The organism is Streptomyces alboflavus (assembly GCF_000716675.1).
In the GTDB taxonomy this organism is placed as follows: Bacteria; Actinomycetota; Actinomycetes; order Streptomycetales; family Streptomycetaceae; genus Streptomyces; species Streptomyces alboflavus.
Window position 1 is genome coordinate 20,792 of record NZ_JNXT01000070.1, and the last position, 18,641, is coordinate 39,432.

Sequence of the window (18,641 nt, forward strand, 5' to 3'; positions counted from 1 at the left end):
TCCAGGAGGCGGGCGCCCGGCAGGCGTTGGTGGTCCCAAGGGCGGTCCGACTCGCCGCGCAGCAGCGCGAACCTGGCCAGGGCCGCCTCGTCGGAGAAGGCGTAGATCCAGCGGACCCCGTTGAAGTCCGCGGTCAGCGGGTACGCGTCGTGCTAGCCGAGGGGCAAGAGGACGGGCGTGCGCCGGAATTCACCGAGGAGAGCGGCGAACTCGCGGCGTGCGCGGCGTATTCGGACCGCTTCGGCGTCGGCGTCGGCGCCGGTCGGCGTCGTGGCGGCGGCCCGCCGCCCGGGATATGCCGTCCCCGTCCCCGTCCCCGACGCCCCCGCCCTCATCCACCGTCATGAGCGGCCCTCACCCACCCCTTCCGCGCCCGTGAGCCCCGCTACTCCGCCGCCGTCACCCCACCGTTGTGCGGCGCGGGCTCCAGGTCGAACTCCCCGTCGCGCGCCCCCAGGACGAACGCCTGCCACTCCGCCTCCGTGTAGCGCAGGACGGTCTCGGGGTCGAGGGAGGAGCGCATGGCCACGGCGCCCTCGGGGAGGTAGGCGATCTCGACGCGCTCCTCGTGGGTCTCCGTGCCGGGGGCGCTGTGCCATTCGACGCCGGAGATGTCGAGGGCGTAGAGCTCGTTCTTCTCCCGCTCCTTGCGCGCCTTGACCTCCTCCGCCGACTCCTTGCCCCGCGCCCCGCCCGCTGACTGCTCCTGTGCCTCGGCCATGTGAAGCGACCCCTTCCCGAGTTCCCGACTTCCCGACGTGACGACGAACGGACGAACGTCGCGCTCAGCGTACTTGTCACCGCGTGTGTGCCGGGGCACACAGCAAGCAACGATCCGGCAGGCCCGGCCCGTTCGCCCCGGCACCTCACCGGCCCTCCTCCACCAACCCCGTCTGCACCAACGGCCTCCCCCGCTTCCGCGAGACGAAGATCCCCCGCCCCGCGGGCATCGGCCGCGGCCGCACCCCGCCGAGCAGGTCGCCCTCGGACGGGTCGCCGGCGAACAGGACGCCCTGGGCGCCGAGTTCCTTCATGCGCTGGAGGAAGGGCTCGTACGAGGCGCGCCCCGCGCCCGCCGTGGAGCGGGCCAGGATGAAGCGGACGCCCACGTCGCGGGCGAAGGGGAGGAGCTCGGTGAGAGGGCCGAGCGGGTTGCCGCTGGACGTGGACACCAGGTCGTAGTCGTCGACGACGACGTACACCGTCGGGCCCTGCCACCAGCTGCGGTCGCGGAGCTGCTGGTGGGTGACGTCGTCGGCGGGGGCGCGGCGCCGCATGAGGTCGACCAGGGCGTTGACGTGGTGGTCCATGGCGTTGGACATGGGGATGTACTCGGCCAGGTGGGAGGCCGGGGTGACGTCGAGGAGGGAGCGGCGGTTGTCGACGACGAAGAGCTTGCAGACGTCGCCGCTGTAACGCTCGGTGAGCCGCCGGATGAGCAGGCGCAGCAGGTTGGACTTGCCGGACTCGCTCTCGCCGAGGACGAGGAGGAAGGGGTCCTGCTCGAAGTCCACGAAGACCGGTTCGAGGTTGTCCTCGTCGAGGGCGAAGGACACGCCTCGGTCGGGGAAGAGGTTCCCTGGCGGAAGCTGGGCTGCGGGCAGCTCGCGCGGCAGCAGCCGTACGGCGGGCGCGGCCGGGTCCGTCCAGTGCCGGGAGACCTCGGCGGTGAGCGCGGCCGTGGCCTCGGCGAGGTCGGTGTCGGACGAGAGCCCGTCGACGCGCGGGACGGCCGCCATGAAGTGCTGCTTCTGCGGGGTCTGGCCCCGGCCGGGCACACCGGCGGGGACGTTCGCGGCGACCTTGCGGTCGAGCTCGGAGTCCATGGTGTCGCCGAGGCGGAGTTCCAGGCGGTTCATCAGGTGGTCCTTGAGGTTCGCCCGGACCTCCATCGACCGGGACGCGGTGAGGATCAGGTGGATGCCGTAGCCGAGGCCGCGCGCGGCGATGTCGAGGACGGCGGGCTCCAGGCCCTCGTAGTCCGTACGGAAGTTGCCCCAGCCGTCGATGACGAGGAAGACGTCGCCCCACGGCTGGTCCGTGACGGAGATGTCGCCGCGGGCCCGGCGCGCCCGGAAGTCGGCGATGGAGGCGATGCCGGTCGACCTGAAGTACTCCTCGCGGCGCGTCATGACGGAGAAGGCCTCGGCGAGCGTCCGCCGCACCCGCTCCGGGTCGAGCCGCGACGCGACCCCGCCCACGTGCGGAAGCCCGGCGACCGCCGAGAGGCCGCCACCGCCGAAGTCCAGGCAGTAGAACTGCACTTCCCGCGGGGTGTGGGTGAGCGCGAACGACGCGATCAGCGAGCGCAGGAGCGTCGACTTGCCCGACTGCGGCCCGCCCAGAACCTGCATGTGGCCCGCCGCGCCCGAGAAGTCGCACCAGAGCGGATCGCGGCGCTGCTCGTACGGCTTGTCGACCAGGCCGAGCGGTACGACGAGGCGGCCCGCCCCCTCGTAGCCGGGCTGGGTGAGACCCCGTCCGGGCACGGCGGTGAGCCCCGGAAGCAGCGAGTCCAGCGACGGCGGGCTGTCGAGCGGCGGCAGCCACACCTGGTGCGCGGCCGGGCCCTGCGCCTCCAGGCGGCGCACGATGACGTCGAGGACGGTGTCGGCGAGCGCGTCGTCCGCGTCCGGGGCGGGCCGCGGGCCCCGCGGGGGAGTGGCCGCGTACCGCACCGGCACCTCGGCGGCCGTGAACAGCACGGGCCGCCGGTCCACCGGCAGGGGCCCGCCGAGCGCGGCGGCCTGCGCCGATCCCGTGCGGTACACCCCGGAGACGTACGCCGCCTTGAAGCGCACCATCTCGTCCGTGCCGAACTTCAGATAGCCCGAACCGGGCACGTTCGGCAGCTGGTAGGCGTCCGGCACGCCGAGGGCGGCCCGGGACTCGGCGGCGGAGAACGTGCGCAGACCCACGCGGTACGAGAGGTAGGTCTCCAGGCCGCGCAGGCGGCCCTCCTCCAGGCGCTGCGAGGCGAGCAGCAGATGCACGCCGAGGGACCGGCCGATGCGGCCGATCTGCACGAACATGTCGATGAAGTCGGGCTTCGCGGTGAGCAGTTCGCTGAACTCGTCGATGACGAGGACGAGGGACGGGATGGGCTGGAGCGCGGCTCCGGCGGCGCGTGCCTTCTCGTAGTCGTGGATGTTCGCGTAGTTGCCCGCGTCGCGCAGGAGTTCCTGGCGGCGGTTGAGTTCGCCGCGGATGGAGTCGCCCATGCGGTCGACCAGCGTCAGATCGTCCGCGAGGTTGGTGATCACGGCGGCGACGTGCGGCAGCTGCGCCATGCCCGCGAAGGTCGCGCCGCCCTTGAAGTCGGCGAGCACGAAGTTCAGGCTCTCGGAGGAGTGCGTGACGGCCAGGCCGAGGACCAGGGTGCGCAGCAGCTCCGACTTGCCGGAACCGGTGGCTCCCACGCACAGGCCGTGCGGCCCCATGCCCTCCTGCGCCGCCTCCTTGAGGTCCAGCATCACGGGCCTGCCGTCCTCGCCGACGCCGATCGGCACGCGCAGCCGCTCCGCCCGCGCGCGCGGGCGCCAGGTCCGGCTCGTGTCCACCGAGTCGGCGTCGCCGAGCCCGAGCAGCTCGGTGAACTCCAGGTTGGCGAGCAGCGGCTGGCCGTCGTCACCGCCCGACGCCATCCGCAGCGGCGCGAGCTGCCGGGCGAGCGCCTCGGCGGCCTCGTACGACAGGAGGTCGGGCGTCCCGTCGTAGACGAGGCCGTGCCCCGACTCCAGGCGCAGCGACTGCGGCTGTACGACGACGGAGAGCCCGCCGCGCCCGCTGCCGAGCTCGCCCGGCACGACCTCCACGATGGTGACGCCCTGCAGTCCCTCGGCGGACGCGAGGACGGACGTCGGGTCCAGGGACAGGCCGTCGAGCACGACGACGATGTGCGGCTCCTCCGGCAGCGGGGTCCCGCCGGGGTGGAAGCGGGGGCGGCCCTGGAGCCGGGCGGACAGCATCGCCTCAAGCTCCACGGGGTCGCCGGTGATGAGGCGGCGGCTGCCCGCCCCGTCGGCGGCGCCGGGCGCCTGGCAGTGCGGGAGCCACTTGGTCCACTCCCAGTGCGGTGCCGCGTCGGGGCCCGCGGCGACGGCGACGAGCACGTCGTCGGGGGCGTGCAGGGAGGCCAGCGAGGCGGTCAGCGCGCGGGCGGCGGCGCGCACCGCGTCCGGCTCGCCGCTCACCGTCACGTGGTAGAAGGCGCGCAGGGACACCGCCATCGGCAGCGACTCCACGGTGCCGTGCGTGGCGAGGAAACGCTGCATCGCGCCCGCGGTCAGCGGTTCGAGCTCGTCCACCGGCGCGGTCTCGGGGGCGACGAGCGGAGCGGCGAGGGCCTGCGAGCCGAGGCCGAGGCGCACCTGCCCGAAGTCCGCGTCGCCCGTGCGCCGCTCCCACACCCGGCTGCCCTCGGCGACCAGGGCCCACAGCTGCTCGGGGGAGGGGTGGAGGTAGTACTGGGCGTCGCGCTGCGCCTTCGCCGTGTTCAGGGCGGAGCGGCGGGTCTGCTTCAGGTACCGGAGGTAGTCGCGCCGCAGGTCCGCCAGCTGGCCCTGGGTGCCGCGGCGGTGCCGGACCACCATCGCGATGGTCATCGCCAGCGTCGCGGTGACCATCACCATGCCCATGATCTTCATAAACGGATGCGAATTCGGCATGAAGAAGAACACCACGGAGCCGCCCATGCCCAGCATCGGCAGGAGCTGCATCATCGCGCCTTCCTGCTGACCGCGCGGCAGCTCAGGCGGAGGTTGCAGGACGATCTCCGCGGTGGGCACCTCGGACGGAAGAACCCGAGGCGGGCGCCTCACGATGATGTGGCTCACTACGCACCAATCCCCTTGCCAGGCCTGGGTTTTCCGGCCGCCGCCCCCCTGTTCGGGCGGACGGGGACCAGCGCCCGATCCTACTGACAACGGCCCTCGCGAGGGGCGATAGGGTGCCGGTCGTGTGTGTGAACACACGCGAATCAAGCCGAAGTGCGGCCGGGGCTACTGCCCGAAGAATCACGGCATTTCGTGCTAGAGGGAGCTACGGGGGAGACGTACGGGCTCAAGAACCAGCCAGGTGAGCCGATTTGCGCCGTGACGCGGCGCGCGATGGGGCACAGTCGGCGAGGTCGGCGTGGCGTACTGCCCACCGCGGATCCACGTACCACCAGCACAGAGCAATCACCAGCACTGAGGGGGAACAGCAGGTGAGCACCACGGCCTCCGCGACGGCCACCACCAGCGGCCGGCCCGGCCACGTGGCCACGACCGGAACCGGCGCCGGACTCGGCTTCTGCCGCGTCACCATCGTCGCGCCCGACAGCCGGATCGACGTGGCGCTGCCCGACGACATCCCGGTCGCCGACATCTACCCGGAGGTCCTGCGCCTCGCCCGGCAGAGCCCGGCCGAAGGCGCCCCCGTGGGCTACCACCTCGTCCGCAGGGACGGCGCCGTCCTGGACGGCGCCCGCTCCTTCGCGGCCCAGCGCATCCTCGACGGCGAGCTGCTGACCCTGCGCCCCTTCGCGGCATCGCTGCCGCCGGCCGTCTACGACGACGTGTCCGACGCCGTCGCCTCCGCCGTGACGAGCGACCGCACCCTGTGGAACGGCGACCTCACGCGCGCCGCGGGCCTGATCGGCGGCGCCGTCCTGCCGCTCCTGCTGGCCTTCGTGACCTGGACCGCCGAGCCCCGCCACGACATGCACAGCTTCCCCGGCGTCCTCGCCGCGGTCGCGGGCGTGCTGCTGCTCACCTTCGCCTGCGTGCGGGCCCGGGTGTACGACGACCGGGCCGCCGCCGTCGCGCTCGGCCTCGGTGCGCTGCCGAACCTGGCGGTGGCGGGCTCCGGACTGCTGCCCCTCACCGACGGTGACGGCATCGGCAGGCTCCAGTTCCTGCTGGCCTGCGCGGTCGTGCTCGTCGCGGCGGTGGTCCTGACGCTGGTTTCGCCGCGCGGGGACGGGCCGTTCGTGGCGTTCGTCTGCGCGTCCGCGATCGGCCTGTTCACGGTGTTCGCGGCGACCGTCTGGCGCATGGAGGCCGTGGAGACCGCCGCGCTGTGCGCCCCGCTTGCGGTGGGGGCCCTCGCCTTCCTGCCGGGCCTCGCCATGCGGTTCGCCCGCCTCCCCATCGGCTTCGCGTCGCCGCACGCCGCGCGCCCCACGTACGGCGCCGACCTCGACCCCGACGCCGACCGCGCCCCCCAGGACCCCGTCGACGCCGACCGCATCGCCGCCCAGGCCCGCCGCGGCCACGAACTGCTCATCGGCCTCGTCGGCGGCTGCGCCCTGGTCTCCGTGGGCGCGGCGGCCGTCCTCGGCTTCTCGGACGACGGCTGGGGACAGCTCCTGGCCCTGGCCACGGGCGTCGCGATGCTGATGCGCGCCCAGCTCTTCCGCTACACGGCCCAGGTCGCCGCCACCCTCGCCGCGGGCCTGGCCTGCCTGGTCCTGCTCGGCGTCGGCCTCTGCCTCAACCCCTCGGACAGCCTGATGCGCGACGCCCTGAACGGCGACACCGCCGCGCTCGACCTGCGCACCATCTGGCTGGTCGCCGCCATCGCGGCCGCCGCCGTCCTGTGCACCGCCGTCGGCCTGATCACCTCCCGCAGCGGCGTGACCCCCTTCTGGGGCCGCTTCCTGGAGATCGCGGAGGTCTTCGTCCTCCTGACACTCGTACCCCTGACACTCGCGGTCTTCGACGTGTACGCCTCCGCACGCGCGCTGACCAGCTGACGCGGGCGCCGAACGACCACTCCCTCCCGGAAAGGCACTGCCAGCGTGAGCTTCGGCCCGCCCCCTTCAGAGTTCACCGAGTCCGCGCGGGTCGCGGACAGTGCGCGCAGGCAGCGGCGGATGAAGGCGCTGGCCGGCCTCGCGGCCTTCTTGGCCATCGTCCTGTGCACGGGCGGCTGGATGCTGTGGGCCGGAGCCGACGAAGAGAAGGAACAGCCGAAGCGCCCGACGGTCGCTCGCCAGGCGCCGGACGGCATTCGGGACACCGTCGAGAGAACCCCTCGGTCCGTGCAAGGTCGCCAGGACGTCGAGTACCTGGAGGAGGATCTGAAGAAGGACTTTGGACAGGAAACGGTGCGTGCGCCCGGTGCCTGGGCCACGGACAAGGCGTTCGTGAAAGCCGTGGGGCCCAGGCTGAAGGGCTTCAAGCTCGGCAACTCCGGCAAGGAGTGGTCGATCCGCCTGGGCGGCCCTATCTGCGACACCACACGTCACGTCACTGTCGACGGCCGTACCGCCGTGCTCTACCAGGAACGGAAGCGCCAGTCCAAAGGAGAGGGACAGTCCAGGCGCAAGGGCTCCAGCAGAAAGATCGATCCGTACGTGTGCGGTCGACTGGCCTTCGTCGACCTGAACACCGGAAAGAAGCTATGGCAGGTGAAGCTGCCGGACGCCAAGGACGCCTTCGCACCGAACACGAACGTGACCATGACCCGAGGAACCGTCACCGTGGCATGGGGACGGGGCTCCGTCGCGTACGACATGCACCGAGGCGAGCGGCTCTGGAAGAACACGGGGGCCAAGAATTGCCAGGACGTCGGCTTCGCGGGCGGACGTGCCCTGCTCGCCCTGGTGATGTGCGGGGATCCCAGCGCTCCGACCTACCGCGTGGAGTCCGTGGACCCACGGTCGGGCAAACCGACCTGGACGTACCAGGTCGCACGCGGGGTCAAGGGCGTGTACCTCGTGTCGTCGCGGCCGGCAGTGCTCGCCGTGGCCGCCGGTGACATCGTTCCGACCAAGCTGATCGTTCTCGACGGCAAAGGCGAGCACCGGAGCACCATCGATCTGCCGGAGAAGCGCTACTTCGATGATTGCAGCCAGTTCATCGACAACGTGGACAAAGTAGAGACGTGCGACTCCATCGTGGTCGGCCGGGACCAGTTGTTCATGGCGACGAAGGACACGCTGGACGGCAACTGGATCGTGTCGTTCGACCTGGCGACGGGGCGGACCGTCAGGAAGTTCGATCCACGGGACACCGGTGTGATCTACCCGGTGCGCATGAGCGGCAACAAGCTGCTGGCGTTCCGGCCCGGACGCCTCTGGGCCGACACGGCTGCTGTCGTCAGCCTGGATCCCCGGACGGGCAAGGAGACCCCGTTCCTCATTTTCAGCGTGCCTGCCATCCCTCAGCTGAAAGCACCAGAGCGAACCGACATCATCGTCGAGAGCGGCCGCGTCTACCTTGCTCCTCGAGAGCTCAGCCCGAGGCTGAGCGGAGAATGGAAAGGGATCGCCTACGGCGCACTCGGCGTAGAGCCCTCGTGACAGCAGAGGTCACGTCATGGCCATGGCAATAGACTTCATCGCCCGCCGCCAGGGCTACCTGTCCACCCTGGTACTCTGTGTAACGCCCGCATGTCTGCGCACGCCCCCGGCCCTCCGGCCAGAGGCCCGCGCTCAGCGGACCCGCCTCCCAAGGCGACCCACCTCCCCGAGGTGAACCCCACCCTCCAAGGTGGACCCAGCCTTCAGAGTTCCGAAAGCTCCCCTGAGACGAAGACCAGGGGCACTCGAAGGCGAAACGAAGACATCACAAGGAGTACGCGTGTCGCTCGACGCCGCAACGAAGAAGCAGATCATGACCGAGTTCGGCCAGAAGGAGGGCGACACCGGCTCCCCCGAGGTCCAGGTCGCGCTGCTCTCCCGCCGCATCTCGGACCTGACCGAGCACCTGAAGACGCACAAGCACGACCACCACTCCCGTCGTGGTCTGCTGATCCTCGTCGGCCAGCGCCGCCGTCTGCTGCAGTACCTGGCCAAGAAGGACATCCAGCGCTTCCGTGCCCTGGTTGACCGGCTCGGCATCCGCCGCGGTGCGGCGGGCGCCAAGTAAGACGCCGTGAAGGGAGCGGTTCCCACTCGAAGCACTCGAAGGGGGCCGCTCCCTTTGCTGTACGTGCGCGATGTCACCGCCCGTTTGTAGTCTGGTGACGTCCGGCACAGTACGGACGCCGGGCACGGGCCCGGACGGGACGCATCCGCCAGGAGCGCCCGGCAGGACAAATCCATAGGAGAGGCGCACCCAGCCGCCGCCGGTCCTCGGTAGTGGCCCCCGGGATACGCAAGAGAACGAACCCCGGGTGCTTCGATCGAAGACCGGCCCGCACCCACGGCGCGCTCCTCCCTCCCACCGCACGGCCACACGGGCCCGCGGTGGACCTCCCCGGCCATACGGGCGGGGGAACTCCCGGACCACACGGGTCCGGGAGCGAAGACGAAAAGTAGGAGAACCGCTAGTGGAGAACGAGACCCACTACGCCGAGGCCGTCATCGACAACGGCACCTTCGGCACCCGCACCATCCGCTTCGAGACGGGCCGCCTCGCCAAGCAGGCCGCCGGCTCCGCCGTGGCGTACCTGGACGACGACACCATGGTGCTGTCGGCCACCACCGCCTCCAAGAAGCCCAAGGACCAGCTCGACTTCTTCCCCCTCACGGTGGACGTCGAGGAGCGGCAGTACGCCGCCGGCAAGATCCCCGGCTCCTTCTTCCGCCGCGAGGGCCGCCCCTCCGAGGACGCGGTCCTGACCTGCCGCCTGATCGACCGCCCGCTGCGTCCTTCCTTCAAGAAGGGCCTGCGCAACGAGATCCAGATCGTCGAGACGATCATGGCGCTCAACCCCGACCACCTGTACGACGTGGTCGCGATCAACGCCGCCTCCTGCTCCACGCAGCTGGCCGGCCTGCCCTTCTCGGGCCCGATCGGCGGCACGCGTGTCGCCCTGATCAAGGGCCAGTGGGTCGCCTTCCCGACGCACACCGAGCTCGAGGACGCCGTCTTCGACATGGTCGTCGCCGGTCGCGTCCTCGAGGACGGCGACGTCGCGATCATGATGGTCGAGGCCGAGGCCACCGAGAAGACCATCCAGCTGGTGAAGGACGGCGCCGAGGCCCCGACCGAAGAGGTCGTCGCCGCCGGTCTGGAAGCCGCGAAGCCCTTCATCAAGGTCCTCTGCAAGGCCCAGTCGGACCTCGCCGCCAAGGCCGCCAAGCCCACCGGCGACTTCCCGGTCTTCCTGGACTACCAGGACGACGTGCTCGAGGCCCTGACCGCCGCGGTCAAGACCGAGCTCGCCCAGGCGCTCACCATCGCCGGCAAGCAGGAGCGCGAGGCCGAGCTGGACCGCGTCAAGGAGATCGCCGGCGAGAAGCTGCTCCCGCAGTTCGAGGGCCGCGAGAAGGAGATCTCCGGTGCCTACCGCGCGCTGACCAAGAAGCTGGTCCGCGAGCGCATCATCAAGGACAAGGTCCGCATCGACGGCCGCGGCGTCACGGACATCCGTACGCTCGCCGCCGAGGTCGAGGCCATCCCGCGCGTGCACGGCTCGGCGCTGTTCGAGCGTGGCGAGACCCAGATCCTGGGCGTCACCACCCTCAACATGCTCCGTATGGAGCAGCAGCTGGACACCCTCTCCCCGGTGACCCGCAAGCGCTACATGCACAACTACAACTTCCCGCCGTACTCCGTCGGCGAGACCGGCCGCGTCGGCTCCCCGAAGCGCCGCGAGATCGGCCACGGCGCGCTCGCCGAGCGCGCCATCGTGCCGGTCCTGCCGACGCGCGAGGAGTTCCCCTACGCGATCCGCCAGGTGTCCGAGGCCCTCGGCTCCAACGGCTCGACGTCCATGGGCTCGGTCTGCGCCTCCACCATGTCGCTGCTGAACGCCGGTGTGCCCCTGAAGGCCGCCGTCGCCGGTATCGCCATGGGCCTGATCTCCCAGGAGATCGACGGCGACACGCACTACGTCGCCCTCACCGACATCCTCGGTGCGGAGGACGCCTTCGGCGACATGGACTTCAAGGTCGCCGGCACCAAGGAGTTCGTGACCGCCCTCCAGCTCGACACCAAGCTGGACGGCATCCCGGCCTCCGTCCTGGCCGCCGCCCTGAAGCAGGCCCGCGACGCCCGCCTGCACATCCTCGACGTGATGATGGAAGCGATCGACGTTCCGGACGAGATGTCCCCGAACGCCCCGCGGATCATCACCGTCAAGATCCCGGTGGACAAGATCGGTGAGGTCATCGGCCCGAAGGGCAAGATGATCAACCAGATCCAGGAGGACACCGGCGCCGACATCACGATCGAGGACGACGGCACCATCTACATCGGTGCCGCCGACGGCCCGGCCGCCGAGGCCGCCCGCGCCACGATCAACGGCATCGCCAACCCGACCATGCCGGAGGTCGGCGAGCGCTACCTGGGCACGGTCGTGAAGACGACCACCTTCGGTGCGTTCGTCTCGCTGCTCCCGGGCAAGGACGGTCTGCTGCACATCTCGCAGATCCGCAAGCTCGCCGGCGGCAAGCGCGTGGAGAACGTCGAGGACGTCCTCGGCGTGGGCCAGAAGGTCCAGGTCGAGATCGCCGAGATCGACTCCCGCGGCAAGCTCTCCCTCATCCCCGTCATCGAGGGCGAAGAGGGCGACGAGGCCTCCGACAAGAAGGACGACACCGACAAGTGACGTCGCGTAGCACCACGACGACGGCCCGCACCTCCTCGGAGGGGCGGGCCGTCGCCCGTACCCAAACCCTGATCAAGGGCGCGAACGGCATCGGCACGGTCCGCAAGACCACCCTCCCGGGCGGTCTGCGCATCGTCACCGAGACCCTGCCGTCCGTCCGCTCCGCCACCTTCGGCATCTGGGCCCACGTCGGGTCACGGGACGAGACGCCGTCCCTGAACGGCGCCACGCACTACCTGGAGCACCTGCTCTTCAAGGGCACCAGGCAGCGCAGCGCCCTGGACATCTCCTCGGCGATCGACGCGGTCGGCGGCGAGATGAACGCGTTCACGGCCAAGGAGTACACGTGCTACTACGCACGCGTGCTCGACACGGACCTGCCGCTGGCCATCGACGTCGTCTGCGACATGCTGACCGGCTCGCTCATCGAGCAGGAGGACGTCGACGCCGAGCGCGGCGTCATCCTCGAAGAGATCGCCATGACCGAGGACGACCCGGGCGACTGCGTGCACGACCTGTTCGCGCACACGATGCTCGGCGACACCCCCCTCGGCCGCCCGGTCCTCGGCACCGTCGACACGATCAACGCCCTGACGGCCGACCGCATCCGCCGCTTCTACAAGAAGCACTACGACCCGACACACCTGGTCGTCGCGGCCGCGGGCAACGTCGACCACCAGAAGGTCGTCCGCCAGGTCCGCGCCGCCTTCGAGAAGGCCGGCGCGCTGCACCGCACGGACGCCACCCCTCTCGCGCCGCGCGACGGCTCCCGCCGCCTGACCACGTCAGGACGCGTCGAGCTGATCGACCGCAAGACGGAGCAGGCCCACGTCATCCTCGGCATGCCGGGCCTCGCCCGCACCGACGACCGCCGCTGGGCCCTCGGCGTCCTGAACACGGCGCTCGGCGGCGGCATGTCGTCCCGCCTGTTCCAGGAGGTCCGCGAGAAGCGCGGCCTGGCCTACAGCGTGTACTCGTACACCTCGGGCTTCGCCGACACCGGCCTCTTCGGTGTGTACGCGGGCTGCCGCCCCAGCCAGGTGCACGACGTCCTGAAGATCTGCCGCGACGAGCTGGACCAGGTCGCGCAGCACGGCCTCACGGACGACGAGATCGCCCGTGCCATCGGCCAGCTCGCGGGCTCCACCGTCCTCGGCCTGGAGGACACCGGTGCGCTGATGAACCGTATCGGCAAGAGCGAGCTGTGCTGGGGCGAGCAGATGTCGGTGGACGACATGCTCGCGAAGATCACCGCCGTCACCCCTGACGAGGTGCGCGAGGTGGCCAGGGACGTCCTGGGCCGGCGCCCCTCGCTGTCGGCGATAGGCCCGCTCCGGGGCAAGCAGGCGGAGCGCCTGCACGAAGCGGTCGCGTAGGTTCGTGCGTGCGGGGCCGCGCGGTGCGCGCGGCCCCGGTACGTACGTCCCGTACGTCTCGTCACTCCCGTAAGGAATGAAGGACATGAGCAAGCTGCGCGTGGCGGTCATCGGCGCCAAGGGCCGGATCGGCTCCGAGGCCGTGCGGGCCGTCGAGGCCGCTGAGGACATGGATCTCGTCGCCGCCCTCGGACGCGGTGACCGTCTGGACACGCTGGTCGAGACCGGCGCCCAGGTCGCGGTGGAGCTGACTACCCCGGCCTCGGTGATGGGCAACCTCGACTTCTGCGTACGGCACGGCATCCACGCCGTCGTCGGTACGACGGGCTGGACCGACGAGCGCCTCACGCAGCTGCGGACGTCCCTGGCCGCGTCCCCGGAGACGGGCGTCCTCATCGCCCCGAACTTCTCCATCGGCGCGGTCCTGACCATGAAGTTCGCGCAGATCGCCGCGCCGTACTTCGAGTCGGTCGAGGTCGTCGAGCTGCACCACCCGAACAAGGTCGACGCCCCCAGCGGCACCGCGACGCGCACCGCCCAGCTCATCGCCGCGGCCCGTGAGCAGGCGGGCAGCGCCCCGCAGCCGGACGCGACGGCGACGGCGCTCGACGGGGCCCGGGGCGCGAACGTCGACGGTGTGCCCGTGCACGCCGTGCGCCTGCGCGGCCTCCTGGCCCACCAGGAGGTGCTGCTCGGCGCCGAGGGCGAGACCCTGACGGTCCGCCACGACTCGCTGCACCACAGCAGCTTCATGCCGGGCATCCTGCTCGGCGCCCGCCGGGTCGTGGCCACGCCTGGCCTGACCTTCGGCCTGGAACACTTCCTGGACCTGAGCTGACCGTCATGCGAGCAAAGATCACCTACGCCGTCACGGCAGCCGTCCTGGTCGTCTACTTCGTCCTGGTCGGCAGCCGCGGCGTGCTCCTGATAAAGCACGGCACCGTCCTCACCGTCACCTTCGGTGTCGCGGTGCTGATCCTGCCGGTCATCGGCGTCTGGTTCCTCTGGCAGAACACGCGGTTCGTGCAGCGCGCGAACCGTCTCGCCGCCGAGCTGGAGGCCGAAGGCGGGCTGCCCGTCGACGAGTTGAAACGGACGCCCAGCGGCCGCGTCGACCGTGACTCGGCCGACGAGGTCTTCGCCCGGCGCAAGGCCGAGACGGAGGACACCCCGGACGACTGGCGCTGCTGGTTCCGCCTCGCCGTGGCCTACCACGACGCCCGCGACACGCCTCGCGCGCGCAAGGCCATGCAGCGGGCGATCGCCCTGCGCGAGGGCAGGCCGGTCAGCGCCTAGCGGTGGTCGGCGGGGCCGGAGGCCCGCAGGCGACTAAGCCGTCCGCCGGTACTCGTCGGCCCACACCTCGACCGTGTCGGCGGCCCGGTCGAAGGCCGCGCGCCGCGCCAGGAAGTCCGCGTTCCGGTCGGTCAGGAGCAGCCGCCGCTCCCCGGCCGCCCGGTCATGTCGTACGAGCACGAGGGCCTGCCCCTGCACCGTGCGCGGCAGCCCCAGCCACCGCACCGGCTGCTGCGCCGTGCGCACCGACGCCACCTGGGCCCACGGCACCGTCTGGGTGCTGAGGAAGCCCACGCGGCGCAGCCCCTGCGCGCTCACCCAGGTGCCCATGCGCAGCAGCCGCAGGGCGGCGGCGATGATGAGGACGGCCACGCCCACGCAGATCGCGGCGCCCGAAAGGGCACCGGCGGCGGCGATGATCACGGCGGCGACCAGGACGAACGAGGCGAGCAGCAGCAGCACGGCGGCGGCGCCCACGCGCCAGGGCCCCGGGCGGTACGGCCGGCGCCAGCGGTCGCGGTCGTCGAAGGGGAGCGCGGCGTCGTGCGCGGCCTCGTCGAAAGCGCGGTCCGCGGTCAGGAAAGGCAGGGGCACGGCTGATCCTCACTCAATCCACGCATGGGCTGTGCCCGGTGAGGTTATCGAGCCGTGCTCCCTGCTACCACCCTTGGGGGGCCAAGGGGGTACCTCCCGCGCCACTCGGACGGCGGGGTGCGGGGTGTCTCCCGCTGCCGCTGGTCAGCGCTGGTCAGCGGCGGGCGGTGCGGTCAGCGCCCGTCCGAGGCCTCGGACTGCTGGGTCTTGGCGGGCGACTGGTCGGCCGACATCGCGGGCATGCCGAAGAGCACGGAACCCACCAGACCGGCGACCACGGTGAGACCGATGAGCGTGCGGCCCACTATCTGACCGGCCGTGGCACGCTGGCGGGGCGGGGGAGTGACGTTGCTGCGGAACTTGTCGGCTTCGGCGATGAAGGCGAAGGGTACGGGCTCTCGCCGACGGAACATGGGTCGCGCGTCTCCTCACGGGACTCGAACTGAACTCTGTCAACAAGACAGACGCTCGAAACGCCCAAAAGGTGCCCTGTATCGGCAAATTCGCCGAAGATTGTGCGGACGGGGCAGCTGACGGCTCTTTGCCACGCAGCCCGGGCCACCCGAAGACGCACCCTCAAGGAGAACTCCCGCCTTCGCTCCCTGAACCGGAGCGCGCGACCGCGCACGGAGCCGACGGCCGGCGCCACGAGGCGCGGACACACGGCGTCTTGAGGCACGTATGTGCGGATGGCCCGAGCGAAGTGTCCGTATTGCGGCATTTCTAGAAGTTCATCTAGCCTGATCAAACGGACCCGGCACTGCTTGAACCCCCGAGCAGGCAGTGCCGGGCTCCTCCCGTGTCAGGCCCTGTGCGTCACCCGAGGGGCGACCCCGTGCTGAGCAGCGAGTAGCGTGTTACCCATGGCTCCGACCTCCACTCCGCAGACCCCCTTCGGGAGGGTCCTCACCGCCATGGTCACGCCCTTCACGGCGGACGGCGCACTCGACCTCGACGGCGCGCGCCAGCTCGCCGCCCACCTGGTGGACGCAGGCAACGACGGCCTGATCGTCAACGGCACCACGGGCGAGTCCCCGACCACCAGCGACGCGGAGAAAGCAGAGCTGGTACGAGCGGTGGTGGACGCCGTCGGAGGCCGCGCCCACGTCGTGGCCGGAGTCGGCACGAACGACACCCGGCACAGCATCGAACTGGCCCGCGCGGCCGAGAGCGCCGGCGCACACGGCCTGCTCACGGTCACGCCGTACTACAACAAGCCCCCGCAGGAGGGCCTCTTCCGGCACTTCACGGCGATCGCCGACGCCACCGAGCTGCCGGTGATGCTCTACGACATCCCGGGCCGCAGCGGCGTACCGATCAACACCGAAACGATCGTGCGCCTCGCCGAGCACCCGCGTATCGTCGCCAACAAGGACGCCAAGGGCGACCTCGGCCGCGCCAGCTGGGCCATCGCCCGCTCCGGCCTCGCCTGGTACTCCGGCGACGACATGCTCAACCTGCCGCTGCTCTCGGTCGGCGCCTGCGGCTTCGTCTCCGTCGTCAGCCATGTCGTCACGCCGGAGCTGCGCGCCATGATCGACGCCCACACCAGCGGGGACGTCCAGAAGGCCACCGAGATCCACCAGAAGCTGCTCCCGGTCTTCACGGGCATGTTCCGTACGCAGGGTGTGATCACCACCAAGGCGGCGCTCGCCCTGCAGGGCCGCCCCGGCGGACCGCTGCGCCTGCCGCTGGTCGAGCTCTCACCCGAGGAGACGGCCCAGCTCAAGATCGATCTTGCCGCCGGTGGGGTACAGCTTTAACCACAGACTTCACAACTGAATAGGCAACACCGCAGGCCACATGCCTGCACCCACACAACTGCTACTGCACGAACGTCATGCGCGCCACGTGCCCCGGAGGTACGTGGCGTGTGTGGTTGAGGAGAGTCTTTTGAGTCATCCGCATCCTGAACTCGGCGCCCCGCCGAAGCTCCCGAAGGGCGGCCTGCGGGTCACCCCGCTGGGCGGCCTCGGCGAGATCGGCCGCAACATGACCGTCTTCGAGTACGACGGGCGTCTCCTGATCGTCGACTGCGGAGTGCTCTTCCCCGAGGAGGAGCAGCCCGGAATCGACCTGATCCTGCCGGACTTCACGTCCATCCGGGACCGCCTCGACGACATCGAGGGCATCGTCCTCACGCACGGCCACGAGGACCACATCGGCGGTGTCCCCTATCTCCTGCGCGAGAAGCCGGACATCCCGCTGATCGGCTCCAAGCTGACCCTCGCCCTGATCGAGGCGAAGCTCCAGGAGCACCGCATCCGGCCCTACACGCTCGAGGTCGCCGAGGGCCACCGCGAGCGCGTCGGTCCCTTCGACTGCGAGTTCGTCGCGGTCAACCACTCCATCCCGGACGCGCTCGCGGTCGCCATCCGCACGCCCGCGGGCATGGTCGTGCACACCGGCGACTTCAAGATGGACCAGCTCCCGCTGGACCGTCGCCTGACCGACCTGCACGCCTTCGCGCGCCTGAGTGAGGAGGGCATCGACCTCCTCCTCTCCGACTCGACGAACGCCGAGGTCCCGGGCTTCGTCCCGCCGGAGCGCGACATCTCGAACGTGCTCCGCCAGGTCTTCGCGGGCGCCCGCAAGCGGATCATCGTGGCCAGCTTCGCCAGCCATGTGCACCGCATCCAGCAGATCCTCGACGCGGCGCACGAGTACGGCCGCCGGGTCGCCTTCGTCGGCCGCTCCATGGTCAGGAACATGGGCATCGCCCGTGACCTCGGCTATCTGAAGGTCCCGCCGGGCCTGGTCGTCGACGTCAAGACCCTCGACGACCTGCCGGACCACGAGGTCGTCCTGGTCTGCACGGGCTCCCAGGGCGAGCCGATGGCCGCGCTCTCCCGCATGGCCAACCGGGACCACCAGATCCGCATCGTCTCGGGCGACACGGTGATCCTGGCGTCGTCGCTCATCCCGGGCAACGAGAACGCGGTCTACCGCGTCATCAACGGCCTGACCCGCTGGGGCGCCAACGTCGTCCACAAGGGCAACGCCAAGGTGCACGTCTCGGGCCACGCCTCGGCCGGCGAGCTGCTGTACTTCTACAACATCTGCAAGCCGAAGAACCTGATGCCGGTCCACGGCGAATGGCGCCACCTGCGCGCCAACGCCGAGCTCGGCGCCCTCACCGGCGTCCCGCACGACCGCATCGTCATCGCCGAGGACGGCGTCGTGGTCGACCTCGTCGCGGGCAAGGCCAAGATCGTCGGCAAGGTCCAGGCGGGGTACGTGTACGTCGACGGTCTCTCCGTCGGTGATGTGGGCGAGCCCGCCCTGAAGGACCGCAAGATCCTCGGGGACGAGGGCATCATCTCGGTCTTCGTGGTGGTGGACTCCTCCACCGGGAAGATCACCGGCGGTCCGCACGTCCAGGCCCGGGGCTCCGGCATCGAGGACTCGGCGTTCAACGCCGTCATCCCGAAGGTCCAGGAAGTCCTCGAGAAGTCGGCCCAGGACGGCGTCGTCGAACCCCACCAGCTGCAGCAGCTCATCCGCCGCACGCTGGGCAAGTGGGTGTCGGACAACTACCGCCGCCGCCCGATGATCCTGCCGGTCGTCGTCGAGGTCTGACGGTCGCCCGACCGGTCTGACCACCGGCCTCCTGGAGCGGGGCGCCTCGATTTGCATCGGGGCGCCCCGCTCCAGTACGTTTACGGCTCCGCCAGACGGGGAAGCGCCGCGCACAGTCGTGCCGGAGGCCGACTCGGACGGGGCGGAAATTCCGACTCAGAATCTCTGATAAAGTCGGAGCCGCCGGAAAGGGAAACGCGAAAGCGAAGACCTGGAAAGCACCGAGGAAATCGGATCGGAACGGGAAGCCGGAAAGATCTGATAGAGTCGGAAACGCAAGAACAAAAGAAACACCGAAGGGAAGCGCCCGGA

At 70.5% G+C, this 18,641-nt stretch carries 13 protein-coding genes; 9 read left to right on the top strand and 4 right to left on the bottom strand.

Going from position 1 to position 18,641, the window contains the following annotated elements:
• Positions 1-385 precede the first annotated feature (385 nt).
• Together OO63_RS35820 and eccCa are read right to left on the bottom strand one after the other, a co-directional pair.
• A complete protein-coding gene (locus OO63_RS35820; RefSeq protein WP_030363212.1) occupies positions 386-721 on the bottom strand; it encodes a DUF397 domain-containing protein in 336 nt (111 codons plus the stop codon).
• Positions 722-866: 145 nt separating this feature from the next.
• Positions 867-4,835, bottom strand: a complete 3,969-nt coding sequence (gene eccCa / locus OO63_RS35825) for a type VII secretion protein EccCa (RefSeq protein WP_030363213.1) — start codon at positions 4,833-4,835, stop codon at positions 867-869.
• 371 nt (positions 4,836-5,206) lie between these two features.
• Between eccCa and eccD the strand changes: the two genes are divergently transcribed.
• The 7 genes from eccD (at position 5,207) to OO63_RS35860 (ending at position 14,156) form a co-directional block, all read left to right on the top strand.
• Positions 5,207-6,736: a type VII secretion integral membrane protein EccD gene (gene eccD, locus OO63_RS35830; RefSeq protein WP_030363214.1), complete on the top strand. Its 1,530-nt coding sequence runs from the start codon at positions 5,207-5,209 to the stop codon at positions 6,734-6,736.
• Positions 6,737-6,781: 45 nt separating this feature from the next.
• Positions 6,782-8,287 carry an outer membrane protein assembly factor BamB family protein gene (locus OO63_RS35835; RefSeq protein WP_063750499.1) on the top strand — a complete coding sequence of 502 codons (1,506 nt, stop codon included), beginning with the start codon at positions 6,782-6,784 and terminating at the stop codon, positions 8,285-8,287.
• Positions 8,288-8,567: 280 nt separating this feature from the next.
• Entirely contained in the window at positions 8,568-8,855 is a 288-nt protein-coding gene (gene rpsO / locus OO63_RS35840; RefSeq protein WP_030363216.1) for a 30S ribosomal protein S15, read from the top strand.
• Between the two features lie 403 nt (positions 8,856-9,258).
• A complete protein-coding gene (locus OO63_RS35845) occupies positions 9,259-11,484 on the top strand; it encodes a polyribonucleotide nucleotidyltransferase (RefSeq protein ID WP_030363217.1) in 2,226 nt (741 codons plus the stop codon).
• Complete coding sequence (locus OO63_RS35850) at positions 11,481-12,860, top strand: M16 family metallopeptidase (RefSeq protein ID WP_030363218.1); 1,380 nt, start codon at positions 11,481-11,483, stop codon at positions 12,858-12,860. Before OO63_RS35845 ends, OO63_RS35850 begins: the two co-directional genes overlap by 4 nt.
• 85 nt (positions 12,861-12,945) lie before the next feature.
• Positions 12,946-13,698, top strand: coding sequence for a 4-hydroxy-tetrahydrodipicolinate reductase (gene dapB, locus OO63_RS35855; RefSeq protein ID WP_030363219.1), 753 nt, complete (start codon positions 12,946-12,948; stop codon positions 13,696-13,698).
• Positions 13,699-13,703: 5 nt separating this feature from the next.
• A complete protein-coding gene (locus OO63_RS35860; protein WP_030363220.1) occupies positions 13,704-14,156 on the top strand; it encodes a tetratricopeptide repeat protein in 453 nt (150 codons plus the stop codon).
• A 33-nt stretch (positions 14,157-14,189) separates the two neighbouring features.
• Here OO63_RS35860 and OO63_RS35865 read toward each other — a convergent pair whose 3' ends face one another.
• Both OO63_RS35865 and OO63_RS35870 read right to left on the bottom strand, forming a co-directional pair.
• Positions 14,190-14,750 carry a PH domain-containing protein gene (locus OO63_RS35865; protein ID WP_030363221.1) on the bottom strand — a complete coding sequence of 187 codons (561 nt, stop codon included), beginning with the start codon at positions 14,748-14,750 and terminating at the stop codon, positions 14,190-14,192.
• 173 nt (positions 14,751-14,923) lie between these two features.
• Positions 14,924-15,163, bottom strand: coding sequence for a hypothetical protein (locus OO63_RS35870; RefSeq protein WP_030363222.1), 240 nt, complete (start codon positions 15,161-15,163; stop codon positions 14,924-14,926).
• Positions 15,164-15,613: 450 nt separating this feature from the next.
• On the opposite strand from OO63_RS35870, the gene dapA reads away from it, so the two are divergent.
• Together dapA and OO63_RS35880 are read left to right on the top strand one after the other, a co-directional pair.
• On the top strand, positions 15,614-16,513 hold the full coding sequence (dapA, locus tag OO63_RS35875; protein WP_030363223.1) for a 4-hydroxy-tetrahydrodipicolinate synthase: 900 nt from the start codon (positions 15,614-15,616) through the stop codon (positions 16,511-16,513).
• 130 nt (positions 16,514-16,643) lie between these two features.
• Positions 16,644-18,329, top strand: coding sequence for a ribonuclease J (locus OO63_RS35880; RefSeq protein WP_030363224.1), 1,686 nt, complete (start codon positions 16,644-16,646; stop codon positions 18,327-18,329).
• The last annotated feature ends 312 nt before the right edge of the window (positions 18,330-18,641 follow it).